General features: G+C 55.3%; 14 protein-coding genes. All 14 read right to left on the reverse strand.

Annotated features, from left to right (window positions below):
- Positions 1-18 precede the first annotated feature (18 nt).
- The gene (locus tag C8D90_RS11365; protein ID WP_115458575.1) at positions 19-2,160 is read right to left on the reverse strand and encodes a lysine decarboxylase CadA; all 2,142 of its coding nucleotides are present in this window, start codon (positions 2,158-2,160) and stop codon (positions 19-21) included.
- A gap of 94 nt (positions 2,161-2,254) precedes the next feature.
- Positions 2,255-3,583 (reverse strand): cadaverine/lysine antiporter, encoded by a 1,329-nt coding sequence (cadB, locus tag C8D90_RS11370; protein WP_115458576.1) that lies wholly within the window; start codon positions 3,581-3,583, stop codon positions 2,255-2,257.
- A gap of 422 nt (positions 3,584-4,005) precedes the next feature.
- Positions 4,006-5,547, reverse strand: coding sequence for a lysine decarboxylation/transport transcriptional activator CadC (cadC, locus tag C8D90_RS11375; RefSeq protein WP_115458577.1), 1,542 nt, complete (start codon positions 5,545-5,547; stop codon positions 4,006-4,008).
- A gap of 89 nt (positions 5,548-5,636) precedes the next feature.
- Positions 5,637-6,023, reverse strand: coding sequence for a VOC family protein (locus C8D90_RS11380; protein ID WP_115458578.1), 387 nt, complete (start codon positions 6,021-6,023; stop codon positions 5,637-5,639).
- A gap of 79 nt (positions 6,024-6,102) precedes the next feature.
- Positions 6,103-7,062 (reverse strand): acetyl-CoA carboxylase carboxyl transferase subunit alpha, encoded by a 960-nt coding sequence (gene accA, locus C8D90_RS11385; RefSeq protein ID WP_115458579.1) that lies wholly within the window; start codon positions 7,060-7,062, stop codon positions 6,103-6,105.
- Positions 7,063-7,074: 12 nt separating this feature from the next.
- Positions 7,075-10,557, reverse strand: coding sequence for a DNA polymerase III subunit alpha (dnaE, locus tag C8D90_RS11390; RefSeq protein ID WP_115458580.1), 3,483 nt, complete (start codon positions 10,555-10,557; stop codon positions 7,075-7,077).
- 49 nt (positions 10,558-10,606) lie between these two features.
- The gene (gene rnhB, locus C8D90_RS11395; protein ID WP_115458581.1) at positions 10,607-11,203 is read right to left on the reverse strand and encodes a ribonuclease HII; all 597 of its coding nucleotides are present in this window, start codon (positions 11,201-11,203) and stop codon (positions 10,607-10,609) included.
- On the reverse strand, positions 11,200-12,348 hold the full coding sequence (lpxB, locus tag C8D90_RS11400; RefSeq protein ID WP_115458582.1) for a lipid-A-disaccharide synthase: 1,149 nt from the start codon (positions 12,346-12,348) through the stop codon (positions 11,200-11,202). The genes rnhB and lpxB overlap by 4 nt, the downstream gene beginning before the upstream one ends.
- Before the next feature lie 3 nt (positions 12,349-12,351).
- Positions 12,352-13,140: an acyl-ACP--UDP-N-acetylglucosamine O-acyltransferase gene (gene lpxA / locus C8D90_RS11405; RefSeq protein WP_115458583.1), complete on the reverse strand. Its 789-nt coding sequence runs from the start codon at positions 13,138-13,140 to the stop codon at positions 12,352-12,354.
- A gap of 3 nt (positions 13,141-13,143) precedes the next feature.
- Entirely contained in the window at positions 13,144-13,599 is a 456-nt protein-coding gene (gene fabZ / locus C8D90_RS11410) for a 3-hydroxyacyl-ACP dehydratase FabZ (protein ID WP_147291357.1), read from the reverse strand.
- Between the two features lie 119 nt (positions 13,600-13,718).
- On the reverse strand, positions 13,719-14,741 hold the full coding sequence (lpxD, locus tag C8D90_RS11415; RefSeq protein ID WP_115458585.1) for a UDP-3-O-(3-hydroxymyristoyl)glucosamine N-acyltransferase: 1,023 nt from the start codon (positions 14,739-14,741) through the stop codon (positions 13,719-13,721).
- A gap of 3 nt (positions 14,742-14,744) precedes the next feature.
- Positions 14,745-15,242, reverse strand: coding sequence for a molecular chaperone Skp (gene skp / locus C8D90_RS11420; RefSeq protein WP_115458586.1), 498 nt, complete (start codon positions 15,240-15,242; stop codon positions 14,745-14,747).
- Between the two features lie 154 nt (positions 15,243-15,396).
- Positions 15,397-17,805, reverse strand: a complete 2,409-nt coding sequence (gene bamA, locus C8D90_RS11425; RefSeq protein WP_115458587.1) for an outer membrane protein assembly factor BamA — start codon at positions 17,803-17,805, stop codon at positions 15,397-15,399.
- A gap of 36 nt (positions 17,806-17,841) precedes the next feature.
- The gene (gene rseP, locus C8D90_RS11430; RefSeq protein WP_115458588.1) at positions 17,842-19,197 is read right to left on the reverse strand and encodes a sigma E protease regulator RseP; all 1,356 of its coding nucleotides are present in this window, start codon (positions 19,195-19,197) and stop codon (positions 17,842-17,844) included.

Here is a 19,197-nt window from a genome sequence, read left to right on the forward strand (position 1 = left end):
CGCCCCGTTTAACGCGTATTACGCCTGTGCTTTCAGCACTTTCACCGTATAGCGGCCATCGGCCTGACGGTAGGCGCCGTGAATGTCGGTTTCAAAGCCCGGATAGTGAGCGCCGATTTCACACAACATTTGCAGGAAGTCGAGTACCGGACGGCTTTCTTCCGTCAGCATTTCACCCGGCATAACCAGCGGAACACCCGGAGGATACGGCAGGATCATGTTGGCGTTAACTTTGCCGACCATGTCCTCAAGGTAAACTTCCTCGGTTTGACCACGCAGTTCCAGCTGGAACGCGTTGTGCGGATTCATCACCATTTCCGGCAACACTTCAAACGCACGGTACATCAGGTCCGGCAGGTTGTGATGCTGAATCAGGGCATGAATGCCTTTCGCCAGATCCTGAATACGCATGTTTTCATAGAATTCAGGCGCCTCGCGATACAGCGAAGGCAGCATGTTTTTCACCCGCAGGTTCAGATCGAAAGCGCGTTTAAACTCAGTCAGCGCACGCAGCAGGCTGAGCGCTTTGGTTTTATCGATACCGATGCTGAACAGGAACAGCAGGTTATACGGCCCGGTTTTTTCCACGATGATGCCGTGTTCGTCCAGGTATTTCGCCACGATGGAAGCCGGAATACCGTTGGCCGCCATCGAACCGTCTTTTTCCATGCCCGGAGTCAGGATAGTGACTTTAATCGGGTCAAGGTACATGTGGTCGCTGTCGATATCTTTAAAACCATGCCAGTTATCCCGGGCATCCAGCAGCCAGCAGCGGGTTTCATCAATATTTTCCGGCTGCCATACGTCGAAGAACCAGCCATCGGATTCAGTTTTCAGACGTTTGATTTCTTTACGGAAACGAATCGCACGTTCAATAGAACCATTGATCAGGCGTTTACCCGCGTTCCCTTTCATCATCGCCGCAGCGGTTTCGGTGGAGGCCACGATACCGTAATGCGGAGAAGTGGAGGTGTGCATCATGTAGGCTTCGTTGAAGGTTTCTTCGTTGATGTCGCCTTTCACGTGGATCATGGAAGCCTGAGAGAACGCCGCCAGCAGTTTATGCGTGGACTGGGTTTCGTAAATCACTTTGCCTTCCACACGATCGCCGCTCATACCGCACAGACCTTTGTAGATCGGGCTGAAGTTGGTGTAAGGCACCCAGGCGGAATCGAAGTGAATGGATTTCACGTCCAGGTTTTTCTTGATGTAGTCGGTGTTATACAGCAGGCCGTCATAGGTCGAGTTAGTGATAACGGCATGCACCGGCCAGGTGGCGTTCGGCGTTTTCGCTACGCGTTCAGCGATGGTGTCATGCTGGAATTCACTTTTCGGAATCCCGCCCAGAATACCGTAAGCATTACGGGTCGGACGGAAGTAGATCGGCGTAACGTCGCTCATCATCATCAGATGGGTCAATGATTTATGGCAGTTACGGTCAATCATGATGGTGCTGCCGGCCGGTGCGGAATACATGCCGACAATTTTGTTGGCGGTTGAAGTACCGTTAGTCACCATGTAGCTGCGTTCGGCATTAAACGTACGGGCAATGTACTCTTCCGCTTCTTTGTGCGGGCCGGAGTGATCCAGCAGGGAACCCAGTTCGGATACGGAAATAGAGATATCCGATTTCATGGTGTTCGCGCCGTAGAAATCATAGAACAGGCTGCCGACCGGGCTTTTCTGGAATGCAGTACCGCCCATGTGGCCCGGCGTACAGAAGGTGTATTTGCCTTCTTTCACGTAGTTGAACAGCGCTTTGGTCAGTGGAGGCAGAATAGCGTCGATGTAGGCGTCGGTGCTCTGACGGATTTTCAGCGCGATATCCTGTGCGCCGCCCAGCGCATATTCGAAGAACTGAACGTTCAGGCGCAGATCGTTCAGGCTGACGTCCAGCGTGGAATGCGTATTGGCGAAGGCATACAGCGGCATATGCTCGTTCATGGCGCTGATTTCTTCGCACAGCGTCAGGTTGTAGGTATCCCAGTCAAAAATCACGCCGCAAAGACGGGCATTATTGTCGATCAGTTTCAGCAGGTCTTCGCGATCGTTGGGATAAACCACCTGAAAGTCCAGTGCCTCCAATGCCTTGTGCAGTTCACGGATGGGCTCTTCTTTGAAGTAAACACCCATGTGATTAAGGATGGCGATAATATTCATACTCAAATTCTCCAGGCAAAAAGCGGGCCTCCCCCTGTTATCTCAACAGGGAACAAGGAGAGGCTGGATAAATTAGGATGTCGGGGCCGGTTTATCAGGCGGCGGCATTACTGTCGGCGGTGTTCTGTGCTTTACGCGTATTCATCTTACGGGCATAGAACATCAGGATTATCAGGCTGACGATGAAGGTACCGGACAACTCGAAAGAACCGGCGCCCATCAGCGCAACGAAGCAGAAGCAGCAACCCAGCACGGAAGCACACAGGCTCAGGATGTTGCGTACGTTGGCGCCTTCGAAACGAATCAGGTCAACGCAGGAGTAGAAGTAAGGCAGCATGGTCAGCAGCACCGCGATACCGGTCAGTTCGCCGAACAGGTCAGAGGCTTTACCGCCGCTGGCGTTCATGATGGTAATCAGCACCATCAGCGCGGTCATTTTCACTGCGGCAAGCAGCAGGCCTTTTTTCGGGATACCGTTGCTGTCCATTTCGCCATATACCGCCGGGAAGTTACCGTCTTTGGCTGCACGCACGCCGGCCTGACCAACCAACATCATCCAGGAACCCAATGACGTCAGGCAGGCAAACGCGGTGAAGGCGGAAACCAGCGGAGCGGCCCAGCTGCCGACCATGGTTGACGCACTCATGGCAAACGGCGCACCGGAAGCGGCCATCTGGCTCGCAGGATACATACCGGCGATAACCTGAGTCGCGGCGATATAAACGATACCGGCCAGCGCCGTGCCCATCATGGTGGCCAGCGGAACGGTACGCTGCGGGTTGTTTACCATACCGGTACTGACGGCGGCAGACTCAACGCCGACGAAAGCCCACAGGCACAGCAGAATACTTTTAATCACGGCATGGCTGTCAGTACCACCGGACGTGTTCCAGTTAGCCTGATAGGTCGCCATATCGAACCAGCCCCAGCCGGCGATGGCCGTACCGATAACCGGAATCAACACCAGCACCAGGCCGATAGTGGTCAACCGGCTTACCCAGGTGCCGCCCAGCATGTTCACGAAGGTGAAGATCCACACGATGGCGATACAGGCGATACCGGCCGGAATCGGGTTATTCAATACCGGGAAGAAGGTGGAAAGATAAGAAACGGCGGTAATACCGATAGCAAGGTTACCGATCCAGTTAGCGTGGTAATAAAGCACGCCGGTCTGAAAACCAAAAGCGGGACCAATTTCACCGGCATAGGCGATCGGTCCGCCTTCCTGCGGGTTCTTCGTTGCCAGTCGGGCGTAAACATAAGCCAGCGACATCGCGCCGATTAAGGAAATGACCCATCCCCAAATGGCTATGGAACCAAGACTCGCGAGGTTAGCAGGCAATAACGCAATGCCGCTCCCCATCATATTACCGGCAACAACGCCGGTACAGGCTATAAGCCCGATCTTCTTGCTTGATGACATGGTCAGTTGCTCCTGATTTATTTTCAGTGAAGCCGCATCACACAATTCTGATTATTCGTCATCGCATGACCGACCCGATGGAGCGCATATTAGGGAGATGGGTGAGAGAAGTCCTAAAGGTAAAGTTAAATTATCAGCGTGTCCTAAGAAATGACATCTTGATATTTTTTGTCAATCCGCATTTTAAATGTCAAGAAACCCAATTTAATCACTATAAATCAATGTGTTGATATTTCCATGACGCACTAAAAACCGTTGTTTCTCAGGGCTTGATATAACATTAAATTCACATAAATTGCGCCATTAAAAAACACTAATTTCATCGTTTTAAAACGCTGGAGAAAACAGAGCACGGAAAATAAGGATATAAAAAAACCCGCAACGGAGATTATCCATCACGGGTTAGAATATATAACGACCGACTATTTATTATTGTTACTGTAATTAACCAGATAAGGGGCTACACGCTCAATATTGGTTTGAAAGACCCCATTCTTTATCCAGTAAAGCGTATTGTCACCCGGACGTAAATTGAACGCCGTAATATAAGCATCCGCCGCCAGATTGTTTTGCCCTTTCAGTTCGTACACCTTGCCCAACAAAACATAATTCAGCCAGGACATTTCCAGTTCAATGCTCTTATTGATAGCGGCATACGCCTCATCGGTCTTGCCCTGCCCCAGATAGTCCACGGTATAGATCTGCGCCAGAATCGGGCTGTCTTTCAGCACCGGAAGCGCCTCAACGTCGCTGATATCCCGCCGCAAGCCGGCAAGCTGTTGCGCATCAAGCGGCTGATAAGAGTTAAGCAGAATATCCACCAGCACTTTTTCCGCCTTGGCATAAACGAAGTCCGGCGACTGCGCAATGATTTCCGCCAATTGACGGTTTGCCTGATTCAGTGAGTCACTATCTCCCTGAATCAGCAACTGATGCGCCTGATAATATTGCTGCAGCGCCTGACTGTGCTGAGGCACCAGTGCACGAACGCGATCAAGCAACTGCGGCGGCGGCGTAATCTTCAGCACCTGGAAAACGCTGTTGACAAAATCCTGTTGTACGGTCAGCAGGTTATCCGCCGTAATGAAGTAACGTTTCTCCAGCATCACGGACGCATCGGCGTTATCGATCAGGCGAACGGAAAGAAAGCACTGCTGGGCGCGATAGTGCCGCTGATTCACGAATTCAATAAACAATGACTTACCCGAGCTGCTCGGCCCGCCATAGTTATAGTTGGTTTGATCGTGTACCAGGAACGTGGAGTAGGTATTCAGCCCCTGAGTCAGTTGCTCGCTGATGCCTACCACATAAGAAAGCTGATTCGTCCAGTTGCTGCAGCTGTTACCGCCCTGAATCCGGATATCGATGTCCCGCGGATTCAGCAGCATCGGCGCCGTCGCCACCGGCACCCGTTTACTGAATGCCGCCACGCCGACGAAAATCACGCATAGCGCCAGCGACGTGAGAAATGCGAACCAAACCCAAAATGTAGAACGCTTCATTTTAACCGCGTCCGTACGCGCTTTCGGCGCAGCCGCGTTTTGCGTTTTAACCACGGGAGCCGCCACTTCCGGCGCCGGTTCGCTCACGGCAACCTCCCGCACGACGGGAGGTTCAGGCAGCAGCAGCTCATCGCCTTCCTCGCTCCAGACGACCGGCTCCACCAGCTTATAGCCGCGTTTCGGCACGGTAACGATGTACTCCGGAGCATCCGGGCGACCATCTTTCAGGTATTTACGCAATTCGGAAATGCATTGCGTCACTACATGATTGGTGACAATGTTGCGCTTCCAGACATTATCGATCAGCTCATCCCGGCTTAAGACCGTATCAGGGTGATGAGCAAAGTAACTCAGCATGTCAATCAGGCGCGGTTCCAGCACCAATAAGCGTCCATCGCGGGTAATTTTGTTATCGGCAGCTAAAACCAGCCACTCGCCAACGCGGAAAGTCTGCTCTTGCATGGTGTGCAACACTCGGCGTGGAACATGAAAAGACGGGCAATGGTAGCATACTGGCCGGGGTTGCGCAGTATGCCCGTTTGTGCAAGCCGTTATTGCTGATAGAGTTCCAGCGGTAAACCGTCCGGATCGGTGAAGAAGGTGAAGCGGCGCTGGGTATAGGGATCAATGCGAATGTCCTCGCACTCTACGCCATGCCGGGCCAGATGCGCCACGGCGTCATCGATGTCCTCCACGGCAAACGCCAGATGGCGCAAACCGCAGGCTTCCGGGCCGCTGGCCCGTGCGGGCGGATTGGGGAATGAGAACAACTCAATGGTATAGTTGCCGTTCAGCGCCAAATCCCCTTTCCAGGAATCCCGGGCTTCCCGGTAAGCTTCGCTCAACAGCGTAAACCCCAGCACGTCACAATAAAACGCCTTACTGCGCGCGTAGTCCGAGGCGATGATAGCAATATGGTGAACCTGCTTCAGCTTCACGCGTTCCTCCCGTCTCTCCACAAACCAATAAAAAAGCCCATTATCCACGGATAATGGGCCTGGTAACGAAACCGGCTAATCAGCAATAACCGTAGTTCATCAGGCGCTGATAGCGGCGGTTGAGTAACTCTTCCGTTTCCATCTGATCCAGTTCGCCCAGATCGGCCAGCAGCTGTGTTTTAAGCGACGCGGCCATTGCGTCCATGTCGCGATGCGCGCCCCCCAGCGGTTCCGCAATAACGGAATCGATCAGCTTCAGCTCTTTCAGGCGCGGCGCGGTGATCCCCATCGCTTCCGCCGCCAGCGGCGCCTTATCGGCGCTCTTCCACAGGATCGAGGCGCAACCTTCCGGTGAAATCACCGAATAGGTGCTGTACTGCAACATGTTGACTTTGTCGCCCACGCCGATAGCCAGAGCGCCGCCGGAGCCGCCCTCCCCGACCACCGTACAGATAATCGGCACGCTCAGCCCGGACATTTCGCGCAGGTTACGCGCAATGGCCTCTGACTGACCACGTTCTTCCGCACCCACGCCAGGGTATGCGCCAGGGGTATCGATAAAGGTGATGATCGGCAAATGGAAACGTTCCGCAATTTCCATCAGGCGCAGCGCCTTGCGGTAACCTTCCGGCGCCGGCATACCGAAGTTGCGGCGGATTTTCTCTTTGGTTTCACGCCCTTTCTGATGACCGATGATCATCACCGCACGCCCGTCCAGGCGCGCCATACCACCGACGATCGCTTTGTCGTCGGCATAGGCGCGATCGCCGGCCAGCTCATCAAAATCAGTAAAAATACGCTGAATATAGTCCAGGGTATAAGGACGGCGCGGATGGCGCGCCAACTGGGCAATCTGCCATGCGCCCAGATCGGAAAATATCTTGCGGGTCAGTTCCACGCTCTTCTCGCGCAGGCGCTGGACCTCTTCGTCGATATTAATATCCAATTTTTCGTCTTGACGGCTGACTGCGGTCAGCGAGTCAATTTTCGCTTCAAGCTCTGCAATCGGCTGTTCAAAATCCAGAAAATTCAGACTCATAGTATTCCTATTTTAGTCAAATTCCAGTTCAACCTGTTCATTACCCACCAGAGTACGCAGATCCACTAACAGGCGATCGGTCGGCGTTACCCGCCAGCTCGCGCCGAACCGGAGCCTGGCGCGCGCGTCATCACGCTGATAGTAAAGATGAACCGGAATCGTCCCCGATCGATGGGGTTCCAACGATTCGCGAAGACGGTTTAAAAGCTGGTCATCAATTTGCCTGTCAGTCAGCGAGATAGCAAGCCCGCGCGCGTATTTTTCGCGTGCCTCGCTAATATCCATTAACTCACGGACCATCATTTTAAGTCCGCCGCTAAAGTCATCAAAGCTGACCTGCCCGCTGGCAATCAGGATACGGTCTTTCTCCAGCAAATGCTGGTACTTATCTAACGCTTCGGTAAATAACATCGCTTCCAGACGACCGGAACGGTCATCCAGCGTGCACACGCCGATGCGGTTCCCGCGTTTGGTGGTCATCACGCGCGCGGCGACCACCAGTCCTACCGCCGTGGTCATTTTACCCCGTTCCGTCGGATGCATGTCTTTCAGGCGCAATCCGCCGGCATAACGCTCAATCTCTTTGAGATATTGCGTAATCGGGTGACCGGTCAGGTACAGCCCCAGCGTTTCGCGCTCGCCGTCCAGCACCACCTGCATCGGCCACGGCGCCACGCTGCTGTACGACTTCTCTACCTGCTCCGGCGCCTCCGCCAGTACGCCGAACATATCCGCCTGGCCGATGGCCTCCGCTTTCGCGTGCTGATCCGCCGCTTTCAGCGCATCGTTGAGCGAATGCATCAACGCCGCGCGATGCGGCCCCAGGCGATCGAACGCACCGGACATAATCAGCTTCTCCAGCACACGCCGGTTCAGCTTCTTGGTGTCGGTTCGCGCACACAGGTCAAACAGCTCGCGGAAGTGACCTCCCTGATTACGCGCCTCGATAATGGCTTCGATCGGCCCTTCCCCGACGCCTTTAATCGCGCCGATACCGTACACAATCTCATTGTCGTCATTGACGTGGAACTGGTACAGCCCGCTGTTGATTTCCGGCGGCAGAACCTTGAGCCCCATGCGCAGGCATTCATCCACCAGGCCCACCACCTTATCGGTGTTGTCCATATCCGCAGTCATGACCGCCGCCATAAACTCCGCCGGATAATGCGCTTTCAGCCACAGCGTCTGGTATGACACCAGCGCATAGGCCGCCGAGTGCGATTTGTTAAAGCCGTAACCCGCGAATTTCTCCACCAGGTCGAAGATTTTCATCGCCAGCTCGCCGTCGACGTTATTATTCTTCGCCCCGTCTTCGAACACGGATCGCTGCTTCGCCATCTCCTCAGGCTTTTTCTTACCCATGGCGCGGCGCAGCATGTCCGCCCCGCCCAGCGTATAGCCGGAAAGCACCTGGGCAATCTGCATCACCTGTTCCTGGTACAGGATAATGCCGTAGGTCGGCTCCAGTACCGGCTTCAGAGACTCATGCTGCCACTGAATATCCGGGTAAGAGATTTCTTCACGCCCATGCTTACGGTCGATAAAGTTATCCACCATGCCAGACTGCAACGGCCCCGGACGGAACAGAGCCACCAGAGCGATCATATCTTCGAAGCAGTCCGGCTTCAGGCGTTTGATCAGATCTTTCATGCCACGCGATTCAAGCTGGAATACCGCCGTGGTTTCCGCCCGTTGCAGCATGTCAAAACTCTTTTTGTCATCGAGCGGGATCGCCGCGATGTCCACCGGCTCCAGCCCCTGTTTCTCCCGCCGGGCGTTAATCATATCCAGCGCCCAGTTAATGATAGTCAGGGTGCGCAGTCCGAGAAAGTCGAACTTCACCAGCCCGGCATATTCAACATCGTTTTTATCAAACTGGGTAACGGGGTTATTGCCTTCGGCATCGCAATAAAGCGGCGCGAAGTCGGTGATTTTGGTCGGGGCGATAACTACCCCGCCGGCATGTTTACCGGCGTTGCGCGTCACGCCTTCCAGCTTGCGCGCCATATCGATGAGGGCTTTCACCTCTTCGTCGGCGTCGTAGATTTCCTGTAATTGCGGCTCGGCTTCAAATGCCTTGGCCAGCGTCATACCCGGATCGGGCGGCACCAGCTTGGAGATACGATCGACGAAGCCGTAAGGGTGGCCCAACACGCGCCCCACGTCGCGGATAACCGCCTTCGCCGCCATAGTACCGAACGTGATGATCTGCGATACCGCATCGCGGCCATACATGTCCGCCACGTGCTCAATCACCTGGTCGCGTTTTTCCATGCAAAAATCGACGTCGAAGTCGGGCATGGAGACACGTTCCGGGTTGAGGAAACGTTCGAACAGCAGGTCGAATTCCAGCGGGTCGAGATCGGTGATTTTCAGCGCGTAGGCCACCAGCGAACCGGCGCCGGATCCCCTGCCGGGACCGACCGGCACGCCGTTATCCTTCGACCACTGGATAAACTCCATTACGATCAGGAAGTAGCCGGGGAAGCCCATCTGGTTGATAACCTGAAGTTCGACCTCCAGGCGCTTATCATACTCAGGACGCTTCTGCGCACGCACCTCCGGGTCGGGATAGAGAAACTCCAGGCGCTCTTCCAGCCCTTCTTTGGATTTTACGACCAGGTAATCTTCCGTCGACATATCGCCGGTCGGGAACTGGGGCAGGAAGTATTCCCCCAGGCGGATTGTTACGTTACAGCGTTTCGCGATTTCAACGCTGTTTTGCAGAGACTCCGGAATATCGGCAAACAGCTCGCACATCTGCTCTTCCGTGCGCATGTACTGTTGCGGGCTATAGTTTTTCGGCCGTTTCGGGTCGTCGAGGGTAAAACCGTCGTGAATGGCGACGCGAATTTCATGCGCGTCAAAATCGCTTTCATCAATAAAGCGTACGTCGTTGGTCGCGACCAGCGGCAGGTTACGCGCCTGCGCCAGCTCAACCGCAAAATGCAGATAGCTTTCTTCGTCCGCGCGCCCGGTGCGGATCAGTTCCAGGTAATAACGATCGGGGAAGTAGCGCTGATAGAACTCGACGCACTCGTTAACCATCGCCTGGTTACCGCGCAGCAGCATCTTGCCGACGTCGCCGTGGCGCGCGCCGGAGAGCAGGATCAGCCCCTCATTGTGTTCAATCAGCCATTCACGGTCGATAAAAGGCCCGGCTGCGCCGTAGCCCCGCTGGTAAGCCTGAGAAATCAGCAGCGTCAGGTGCTGATAACCGACATCATTGGCCGCCAGCACCGTCAGTTGAGACAGTTCGTCGCCCAGCATCTCGCTGCACACCAGAAAGTCGGCCCCGACGATCGGCTTGATGCCCGCGCTGTGCGCGCTCCCGTAAAACTTGACCAAACCACACAGGTTGGTGAAATCGGTAATCGCCAGGGCCGGCATCGCCAGCGCAGCGGCCTTCTTGACCAGAGGGCCGGTTTTCGCCACGCCGTCGATCATCGAAAAGTCACTGTGAACACGCAGATGGATAAAACGTGGTTCAGCCATAAATCAATTATCCGTGTGAAAATAAACGTTCTGTCAGCGGGAAAACCCGTTACGCCAGGCCGAGCGCTTTCTTAACCGGCGCAAAACTGCGGCGATGATGTTCCGTCGCGCCAAGGCGCGCCAGTTGCTCCAGATGATAGGCTGTCGGATACCCTTTGTGCTGGGCAAAGCCATATTCGGGATAGAGGGTATCCAGCTCCGCCATTTCGCGGTCGCGGGTGACCTTCGCCACAATGGATGCGGCGCTGATCTCCGCTACCAGGCTGTCGCCCTTCACCACGGCCTGCGACGGCATCGGCAGCCTGGGGCAGCGGTTGCCGTCAATCAGCACCATATCCGGCGTCACGGAAAGACCGGCCACGGCGCGCTGCATCGCCAGCATGGTGGCATGCAAAATATTCAGTGTGTCGATCTCATGCGGTTCGGCCCGACCCAGGCTCCAGCAAAGCGCCTTTTCGAGGATTTCGCCATACAGCGCTTCACGGCGCTTTTCGCTGAGTTTTTTGGAGTCCGCCAGGCCGGCAATCGGCCGGGCCGGGTCAAGAATCACCGCCGCGGTTACCACCGCGCCGACCAACGGCCCGCGGCCGACTTCATCAACGCCGGCAATACGGTCCGCAAGGGGATAAACAAAGTTTCCGCTCATCGTTGCGCCAGCTCCAGTACGGCCTGCGCGGCCTGTTCGTCCGCACCGCAACGAATCTGCCGGTGCAGCTCAAGGAAAGTCTGCTTCAGCCGTTCCACTTCATCTCCGCCCTGCAACAGCGGCATCAACGCATCAGCCAGCTTGTCCGGCACGCAGTCATGCTGCAACAGTTCAGTCACCAGCTCACGGCCCGCCAGCAGATTCGGCAAAGAGACGTAGTCGGTTTTTACCAACCGCTCCGCCAGCCAGAACGTGAACGGCTTCATCCGGTAGCCGACAACCATCGGGCATTTCGCCAGCATGCACTCCAGCGCGGCGGTGCCGGAAGCCAATAACGCGGCGTCGCTGGCATACATGGCGTTGCGGGCCTGACCGTCCAGCAGATGCGCCGGTAAGTCGGGCGCGATCTCCGCCTTAATACGCTCAAACTGCTCACGCCGTTTGGCGTTGACCAGCGGCACGACCACTTCCAGAGCCGGATAGCGTTCACGCAGCAACAGCGCCGTTTTCAGAAAATCAGCGCTGAGCATCTCGACTTCCGCATGACGGCTGCCGGGCAACAGGGCCAGACACTGAGCGTCCGGGGCAATTCCCAGCTCGCGGCGTGCGGCCTGTTTATCCGGGTTGAGCGGCATGGCATCTGCCATGGTGTGGCCGATGAAACGGCATGGAACGTTGAAACGATCGTAAAACGCTTTTTCAAAAGGCAGAAACGCCAGCACCAGATCGGTGGCCTTCCCTATTTTGAAAACACGCTTCTGACGCCAGGCCCAAACGGAAGGACTGACATAGTGAATGGTGCGGATGCCGCGCTGCTTCAGGCGCCCCTCCAGCGTAATATTGAAATCCGGCGCATCGATACCGACAAATACATCCGGACGCAGTTCGCTGAAGCGTTGCGTCAGTTCACGACGGATCTTCAGCAGGCGCGGCAGGCGTTCCAGCACTTCCACCACGCCCATCACCGCCAGCTCTTCCATCTCAAACCACGCTTCGCAGCCTTCAGCCTGCATCAGCGGCCCCGCCACGCCGACGAAACGGGCATCGGGATGGCGTGCCTTCAGCGCACGGATTAACCCGGCGCCGAGAATATCGCCGGAGGTCTCCCCGGCGACGATACCGATTGTCAGCTCACGTACCGGCATGGATTAACGGATGATACCGCGGGTAGAACGGGCGAAGAAATCCATGAACAGCTGAACGGCAGGCTGCTGCTGTGCCAGCGCTTCAATTTCCGGCTTCGCTTCTTCCAGCGTTTTTCCGCTGCGGTACAGCGTCTTATACGCGGCGCGAATCGCGTGCAGGGCATCTTTTTCGAACCCGCGACGCTTCAGCCCTTCAATGTTCAGGCCGAACGGCGTGGCGTGGTTGCCCTGGGCGATCACGTACGGAGGAACATCCTGCGCCACGCCGGAACAACCGCCGACCATCACGTGCGCGCCGATGATGCAGAACTGGTGCACCGCCGTCATGCCGCCGATGATAGCGAAATCGTCAACGCTGACGTGCCCGCCCAGCGTGGCGTTGTTGGCGAGAATACAACGGTTGCCGACCACGCAGTCATGCGCGATGTGCGTATTCACCATCAACAGGTTATCGTTACCGACCTTCGTCAGCCCGCCGCCCTGCTCGGTACCGCGGTGGATCGTCACGCTTTCACGGATGCGGTTGCGATCGCCGATTTCCACGCGGGTCGGCTCACCGGCATACTTCAGATCCTGGTTAACCTCACCGATGGAGGCAAACTGGAAAATCTGATTTTCACGCCCGATGCGGGTAATACCGTTTACCACCACGTGGGATTTCAGAAACGTCCCTTCGCCGATCTCCACCTGGGAGCCGACGTAGCAAAACGGACCGATGTGCGCACCGGCGCCGATAACGGCACCTTCTTCAACGATGGCACTCGGGTGGACAAAGGCGGTGTTGTCAATCACGTATTAAGCCTCCCGGCTGCGGGCACACATCATGGAAGCTTCGCAGACGATCTTGCCGTCAACTTTCGCTACACCATTAAAACGGGCGACGCCGCGGCGTTCTTTCAGGAATTCAACTTCCAGGATCATTTGATCACCCGGCTGTACAGGACGCTTGAAGCGCGCGTCATCAATACCGGCAAAGTAATACAGTTCACCCGGCTCCAGTTTACCGGCACTCTTAAACGCCAGAATCCCTGTGGCCTGCGCCATCGCTTCGAGAATCAGCACGCCGGGGAAAATCGGCTTGCCGGGGAAATGCCCCTGGAAAAAAGGTTCGTTAAAAGACACGTTTTTAACGGCACGTAAAAACTTGCCTTCTTCGAAGTCCAGAACGCGATCCACCAGCAGGAACGGATAGCGGTGCGGTAATAATTCAAGGATCTCAGCGATATCGAGAGTATGAGTGTCAGTTGTCAAAATACTCTTCCTGTCCAAAACGGTTGAAAATTAACAACGCGACCTGCCCCTGTCCATCACTGGTTCGGGGCAGGTCGCAATCAAATTGAAATCACGGCGTCAAAGCGCCGTCAGGGCGCTCAGTCGTTATTGACTTTTTTTTCTACGGCTTTGAGACGCTTATTGATTTCATCAATATTCATCACCAACGCCGCGGTTTTGCGCCACGCTTTGTTCGGCTGCAGCGGTATGCCTGAAGAGTAGATACCGGGTTCGGTAATAGGACGCATCACCATCCCCATACCGGTTACGACGGCCTGGTCGCAGATCTCCATATGACCGTTGATCACGCTGGCACCGCCAATCTGGCAGTAGCGACCAATCTTCAGGCTGCCGGCCATGATAACACCACCGGCAACCGCCGTATTGTCGCCAATCGTGACGTTATGTGCAATCTGGCATTGATTATCGATGATCACGCCGTTGCCGATCACCGTGTCGTCAAGCGCGCCGCGGTCGATCGTGGTACAGGCGCCGATTTCGACGCGATCGCCGATACGTACGCTGCCCAATTGCGGGATCTTAACCCAATTGCCGCGGTCATTCGCATAGCCAAAACCGTCCGCGCCAATCACCGTATTGGACTGAATCAGGCATTTCTCCCCGATTTCCACCTGGTGATAAACACTGACGTTGGCCCACAAACGCGTACCCGCACCAATTTTAGTAAACTTCCCGATAAAGCAACCGGCACCGATGACAACGCCATCGCCTAACTCAACACCTTCTTCGATCACCGCATTCGCGCCAACGGACACGTTAGCGCCCAAACGGGCGGCGGGAGAAATCACGGCGCTGGGCGCGATATCACTGGCCGGCGACGGCGTGGTATCCATGATTTGCGCCATCAGGGCGTAAGTCAGGTAGGGATTTTTCACCACCAGCGCGGGCGTGTGGCAGTAGGGCAGATCCGCTTGCGTCAGCACGACGGCGCCTGCTTCGCAGGAGGCCAGTTGCTCACGATAGCGACTGTTAGACAGAAAAGTGATGTGCTGCGGTTTCGCTGAATGCATTGAGGCGACGCCGGTGATGACAAGATCGCCATCACCGTGAAGCTCTGCATTCAACTGCTGAGCAAGCTCAGCAAGTCGAATTGAAGGCATGCCTTATTTAACCTGTTTCAGCACCAGAGCGGTGATGTCGTCGGAAGAGTTGAAGTAGGCCGTTGCGTTGGCATCGATAACCAGATCATAGCCTTTGCTCTTGGCAACGCTGCTAACGGCATCCTGAATACGCTTCAACAGCTTGTTACGCTCTTCCATCTGGCGACGGCGGTTGTCCTGCTCAAAAGACTGGGCCTTCTGAGTAAAGGTTTCACGCTTCGCCATGATATCTTTTTCCAGCTTGCTGCGCTCGCTGGCCTTCATGGTAGAGCCATCACGCTGCAGCTTCTGAACTTTGGTCTGCAGGTCACGCTCCATACCCTGCAACTCGGTTGCACGGCTTTTGAACTCATTTTCCAGTTGCTTACCGATTGCCTCGCGTTGTGGCAGTTGCTGGAAGATGCTGGTCACGTTAACGATAGCGATTTTCTCGGCTGCCTGAACACCGGCGGAAACAGCCATTGCCAAACCCAGACCCGCCGCATATAACCACTTTTTCAATTTCAACTCCTTACCATCACCTCGTGTCATCGACACATATCAGCACAACACCGTTCAAACGAACCACCCAGGACATCTTAACGAGGACCGGCCCCGACGGTGTTTATGCATTCTGATATGGGGGCCGCAACCCCCAATCTTATCTATCAGGATATTACCAAGTCTTGCCGATGTTGAACTGGAATTGCTCTGATTTATCCCCGTCGTACTTTTTGACCGGCTGGGCGTATGAGAACACCAGCGGTCCGAGCGGAGACATCCACTGCAATGCCAGACCGGCAGACATACGGATGTTACCCGGATCGCTGTAATCCGGAATGCCCTGAGAACTACAGCTGGCCATGCCGCACACGTTGTTGTCCCAGTTGGTATCCCACACCGTACCCGCGTCAAAGAAGATCGAAGTACGCAAAGAGTTGGCGTATTTCTCACCCACGAACGGCGTCGGCGTGATCAGCTCCAGGCTGGCGACCGCCATCGCGTTGCCGCCCACCGCGTCGTTATCGTCAGTCTTATCCATGTTCACTGAGCCGTCATCGTTCAGATAAACCGCTTTCGGACCGATGTTGTTGGACTGGAAGCCACGCACGGTGCTTGAACCACCGCCGTAGAAGTTCTCATAGAACGGCATTTCTTTGCCGCCCAGCCCGTCGCCGTAGCCCAAACGGGTACGGCCCAGAACCACCCACTTATGGTCATCGTCGATAGGCAGATAGCTCTGGCTGTCGAAGGTTACCTTGTAGTATTCGTTGTCTGAACCCGGGATCGTGACTTTACCGTTCAGTGAAGCCCGGTTGCCCGCCGTCGGGAAGAAGCCGCGGTCGAGGTTGTTATACGTCCAGCCGGCGGTCAGGTTGAAGTCGTCGGCGTCAAAGCTGGACTTGCCGCTGTCGCTCGGTTTTTCACCCATGGAGTCCAGATAACGCCACATGGCGATCTGCGGCTGCATGTCGGACAGGCTGTTATGAACGTAGCCCAGACCAACACGCAACGAGTTATTCTCGTTAACCGGGAAGCCCAGCGTACCGTCTACACCATAGCTGCTGTTGGTATAATCAGACAGGTCGGCGTCATCAGCCTTAAAGTCATTATAGAAGATGCGCCCGCCCAGGCTGACGCCGTCAACCGTAAAGTACGGGTTGGTCATGGAGAATTCAGCGTAGGTCTGGTAATCGTTCTTGGTACCGCTGATGCCGACGGTATTCCCCGTACCCAGCCAGTTTTCCTGCTGAACGCCGACCTGGAAGCTGACGCCGCTTTCCGTACCGTAGCCAACCCCGAAGTTGAAGGTACCGGTGTTACGTTCTTTCACCCGGTAGACCACGTCAACCTGATCCGGCGATCCCGGTACACGCTGGGTGTCTACGTCAACGGTTTCAAAGTAACCCAGACGGTTCAGACGCTCTTTACCCTGGTCGACGAGATCGCCGCCCAGCCAGGAGCCTTCCATCTGGCGCATTTCACGGCGCAGAACGGAGTCCTTACTGACGTCGTTGCCTTCAAAACGGATACGGCGCACGTAGTAACGGTTGCCCGCATCTACGTTCATATGCAGTTTAACGGTCTTATCCGCGTCGTTGATTTCAGGTTGGGTCATGACACGCGGATAAGCGTAACCATAGCGGCCCAACAGCTTCTTAACGCCGTCTTCCATCTTGGTCACTTTCGTGCCGTTGTACAGCTCGCCCGGCTCAACCTTGGTGAGGTTGGTAATTTCCGCGCTGTAACCTGCCAGGTTGCCGTTCACATCAACGCCGGCCAGCTTGTATTGATCGCCTTCGGTGATGTTGATGGTGATGTAGATGCCTTTTTTATCCGGCGTCAGACTGACCTGGGTGGAGTCGATGTTGAAGCGGGCATAGCCGCGATCGAGATAGAAGCTGCGCAGCGTTTCGAGGTCGCCGGAAAGCTTCTGTTTTTGATATTTACGGTCGGCGACCAGGTTCCACCACGGCACGTCATCGCGCAGTTGGAAACGGGAAACCAGTTCTTCTGTGCTGAACGCATGGTTACCGACGATGTTGATCTGCTGAATTTTCGCAGACATCCCTTCGGTAAAGACCAGCTTCAGGTCAACACGGTTACGCGGCAGCGGGGTAACGACGGCTTTAACCGACGCACTGTATTTCCCCACGCTGTAGTAGAAGTCTTCCAGACCTTTTTCGATGCTGGAAAGCATGGTGCGGTCGAGCGCCTCGCCCACACGCACGCCGGAAGCCTCAAGGTTCTGCTTCAGCATATCGTCTTTCACCGACTTGTTGCCGGAGAAGGTAATGCTGGCAATCGTGGGACGTTCCTTGACCTGAACGATCAACGTATTACCATCACGCAGAACGCGGACATCCTCGAAGTTCCCTGAGGCATACAGCGCGCGAATGGTATTACTGAGATCTTCGTCATTGACGGTATCACCCACACGAACCGGCATATTAAGCAATGCCGCACCGACGGCGACTCGCTGCAGGCCTTCGAAATGAATGTCCTTCACTACGAACCCGTCTGCACCGTATACGGTGGCGCTGCCAAACAGCAGCGACGCTATAAGCAACTTTTTCATCGCCATCGTTGTTATACGTATTTCCTAACTAAATCCCGCGTGTTACAGACGCGAGAAATCATTGAAAAGTGCAAGCCCCATTAACAACACCAGCAAAATCGAGCCAATGCGGTAACTAAAGTCCTGAACTCGCTCGGAAACTGGCCCACCCTTCAGCTTTTCTATCGCCAGGAAGAGCAAGTGACCCCCATCAAGCACCGGTAACGGAAACAGGTTTATGATGCCCAGATTGACGCTTATCAGCGCCAGAAACATCAAATAATACACCACTCCGTATTCCGCTGACATCCCTGCGCCTTGCGCGATCGAAATCGGCCCGCTCAGGTTATTCAGCTTTACGTCACCGGTTATCAGTTTTCCCAGCATGCTCACCGTTAACTTCATCAGTTGCCAGGTTTTTTCCCCGCCCTGATAGATGGCTGCAAACGGTCCATACTGACGAATCGTTTTATACTCCTCCGGCAGCGGCGTCACCTTCGGCGCCACGCCGGCAAAACCTTCTGTTTTTCCGCGGCCGACGGATTTTTCATCCGGCGTCAGCTGAAAAGACAGCGTACTTCCGTTGCGTTCCACATCCAGCGCAATCACCTGCCCCGGATTATCACGCACCCGTTTAACGAACGTCTGCCAACGTCCCAGCGGCTGACCATCGACCTTAACGATCCGGTCGCCTGCCAGCAAACCCGCCCTGGCCGCCGCGGAGTCTTCCTGCACTTCGGCCAGCACCAGCTCAATCTGCGGCCCGCGCGGCACAATACCCAGCGAAACAACCGGGTCCTGCTTATCCGGCTCAAAAGCCCAGTGCGTCAGGTCCAATGTTTTCTCGCGCGTATTATTGCTGCCAAACGGCGCGACAACAACTGTCGTTTGCGCATCGCCGATCTTACCGATCAACGCCAGACGCGCGGAATCCCAATCAGGCGTTTCGATACCGTCAACGGACTTTAGTTCCATTCCCGGCGAAATATCTGCCCGGGCGGCGATAGAATCCGGCACGATTTCAGCAATAACCGTCCGCACGCTGGGAACGCCGATAATGAACACCAGCCAGTAGGCAAAGACCGCGAACAAAAAGTTGGCGATAGGTCCGGCGCTGACGATCGCCGCACGCTGCAGCACCGTCTTATTATTAAACGCCCGGTGCCGCATCTCCGGCGCCACGCTTTCGACGCGCTCATCCAACATTTTAACGTATCCCCCGAGAGGGATCGCCGCGATAACGTATTCTGTACCCTGCCGATCGCGTTTACGCCACAATGCCTTGCCGAACCCGATGGAGAATCGTTCTACTTTTACACCACAGCGGCGCGCGACCCAGAAATGTCCGAATTCGTGCACGGTGATCAACACACCCAACGCAATAATGAAAGCAACAAGGCTCCAAAGTATGTTCAGCAT

It is taken from the genome of Enterobacillus tribolii, from assembly GCF_003363015.1.
GTDB lineage: Bacteria > Pseudomonadota > Gammaproteobacteria > Enterobacterales > Enterobacteriaceae > Enterobacillus > Enterobacillus tribolii.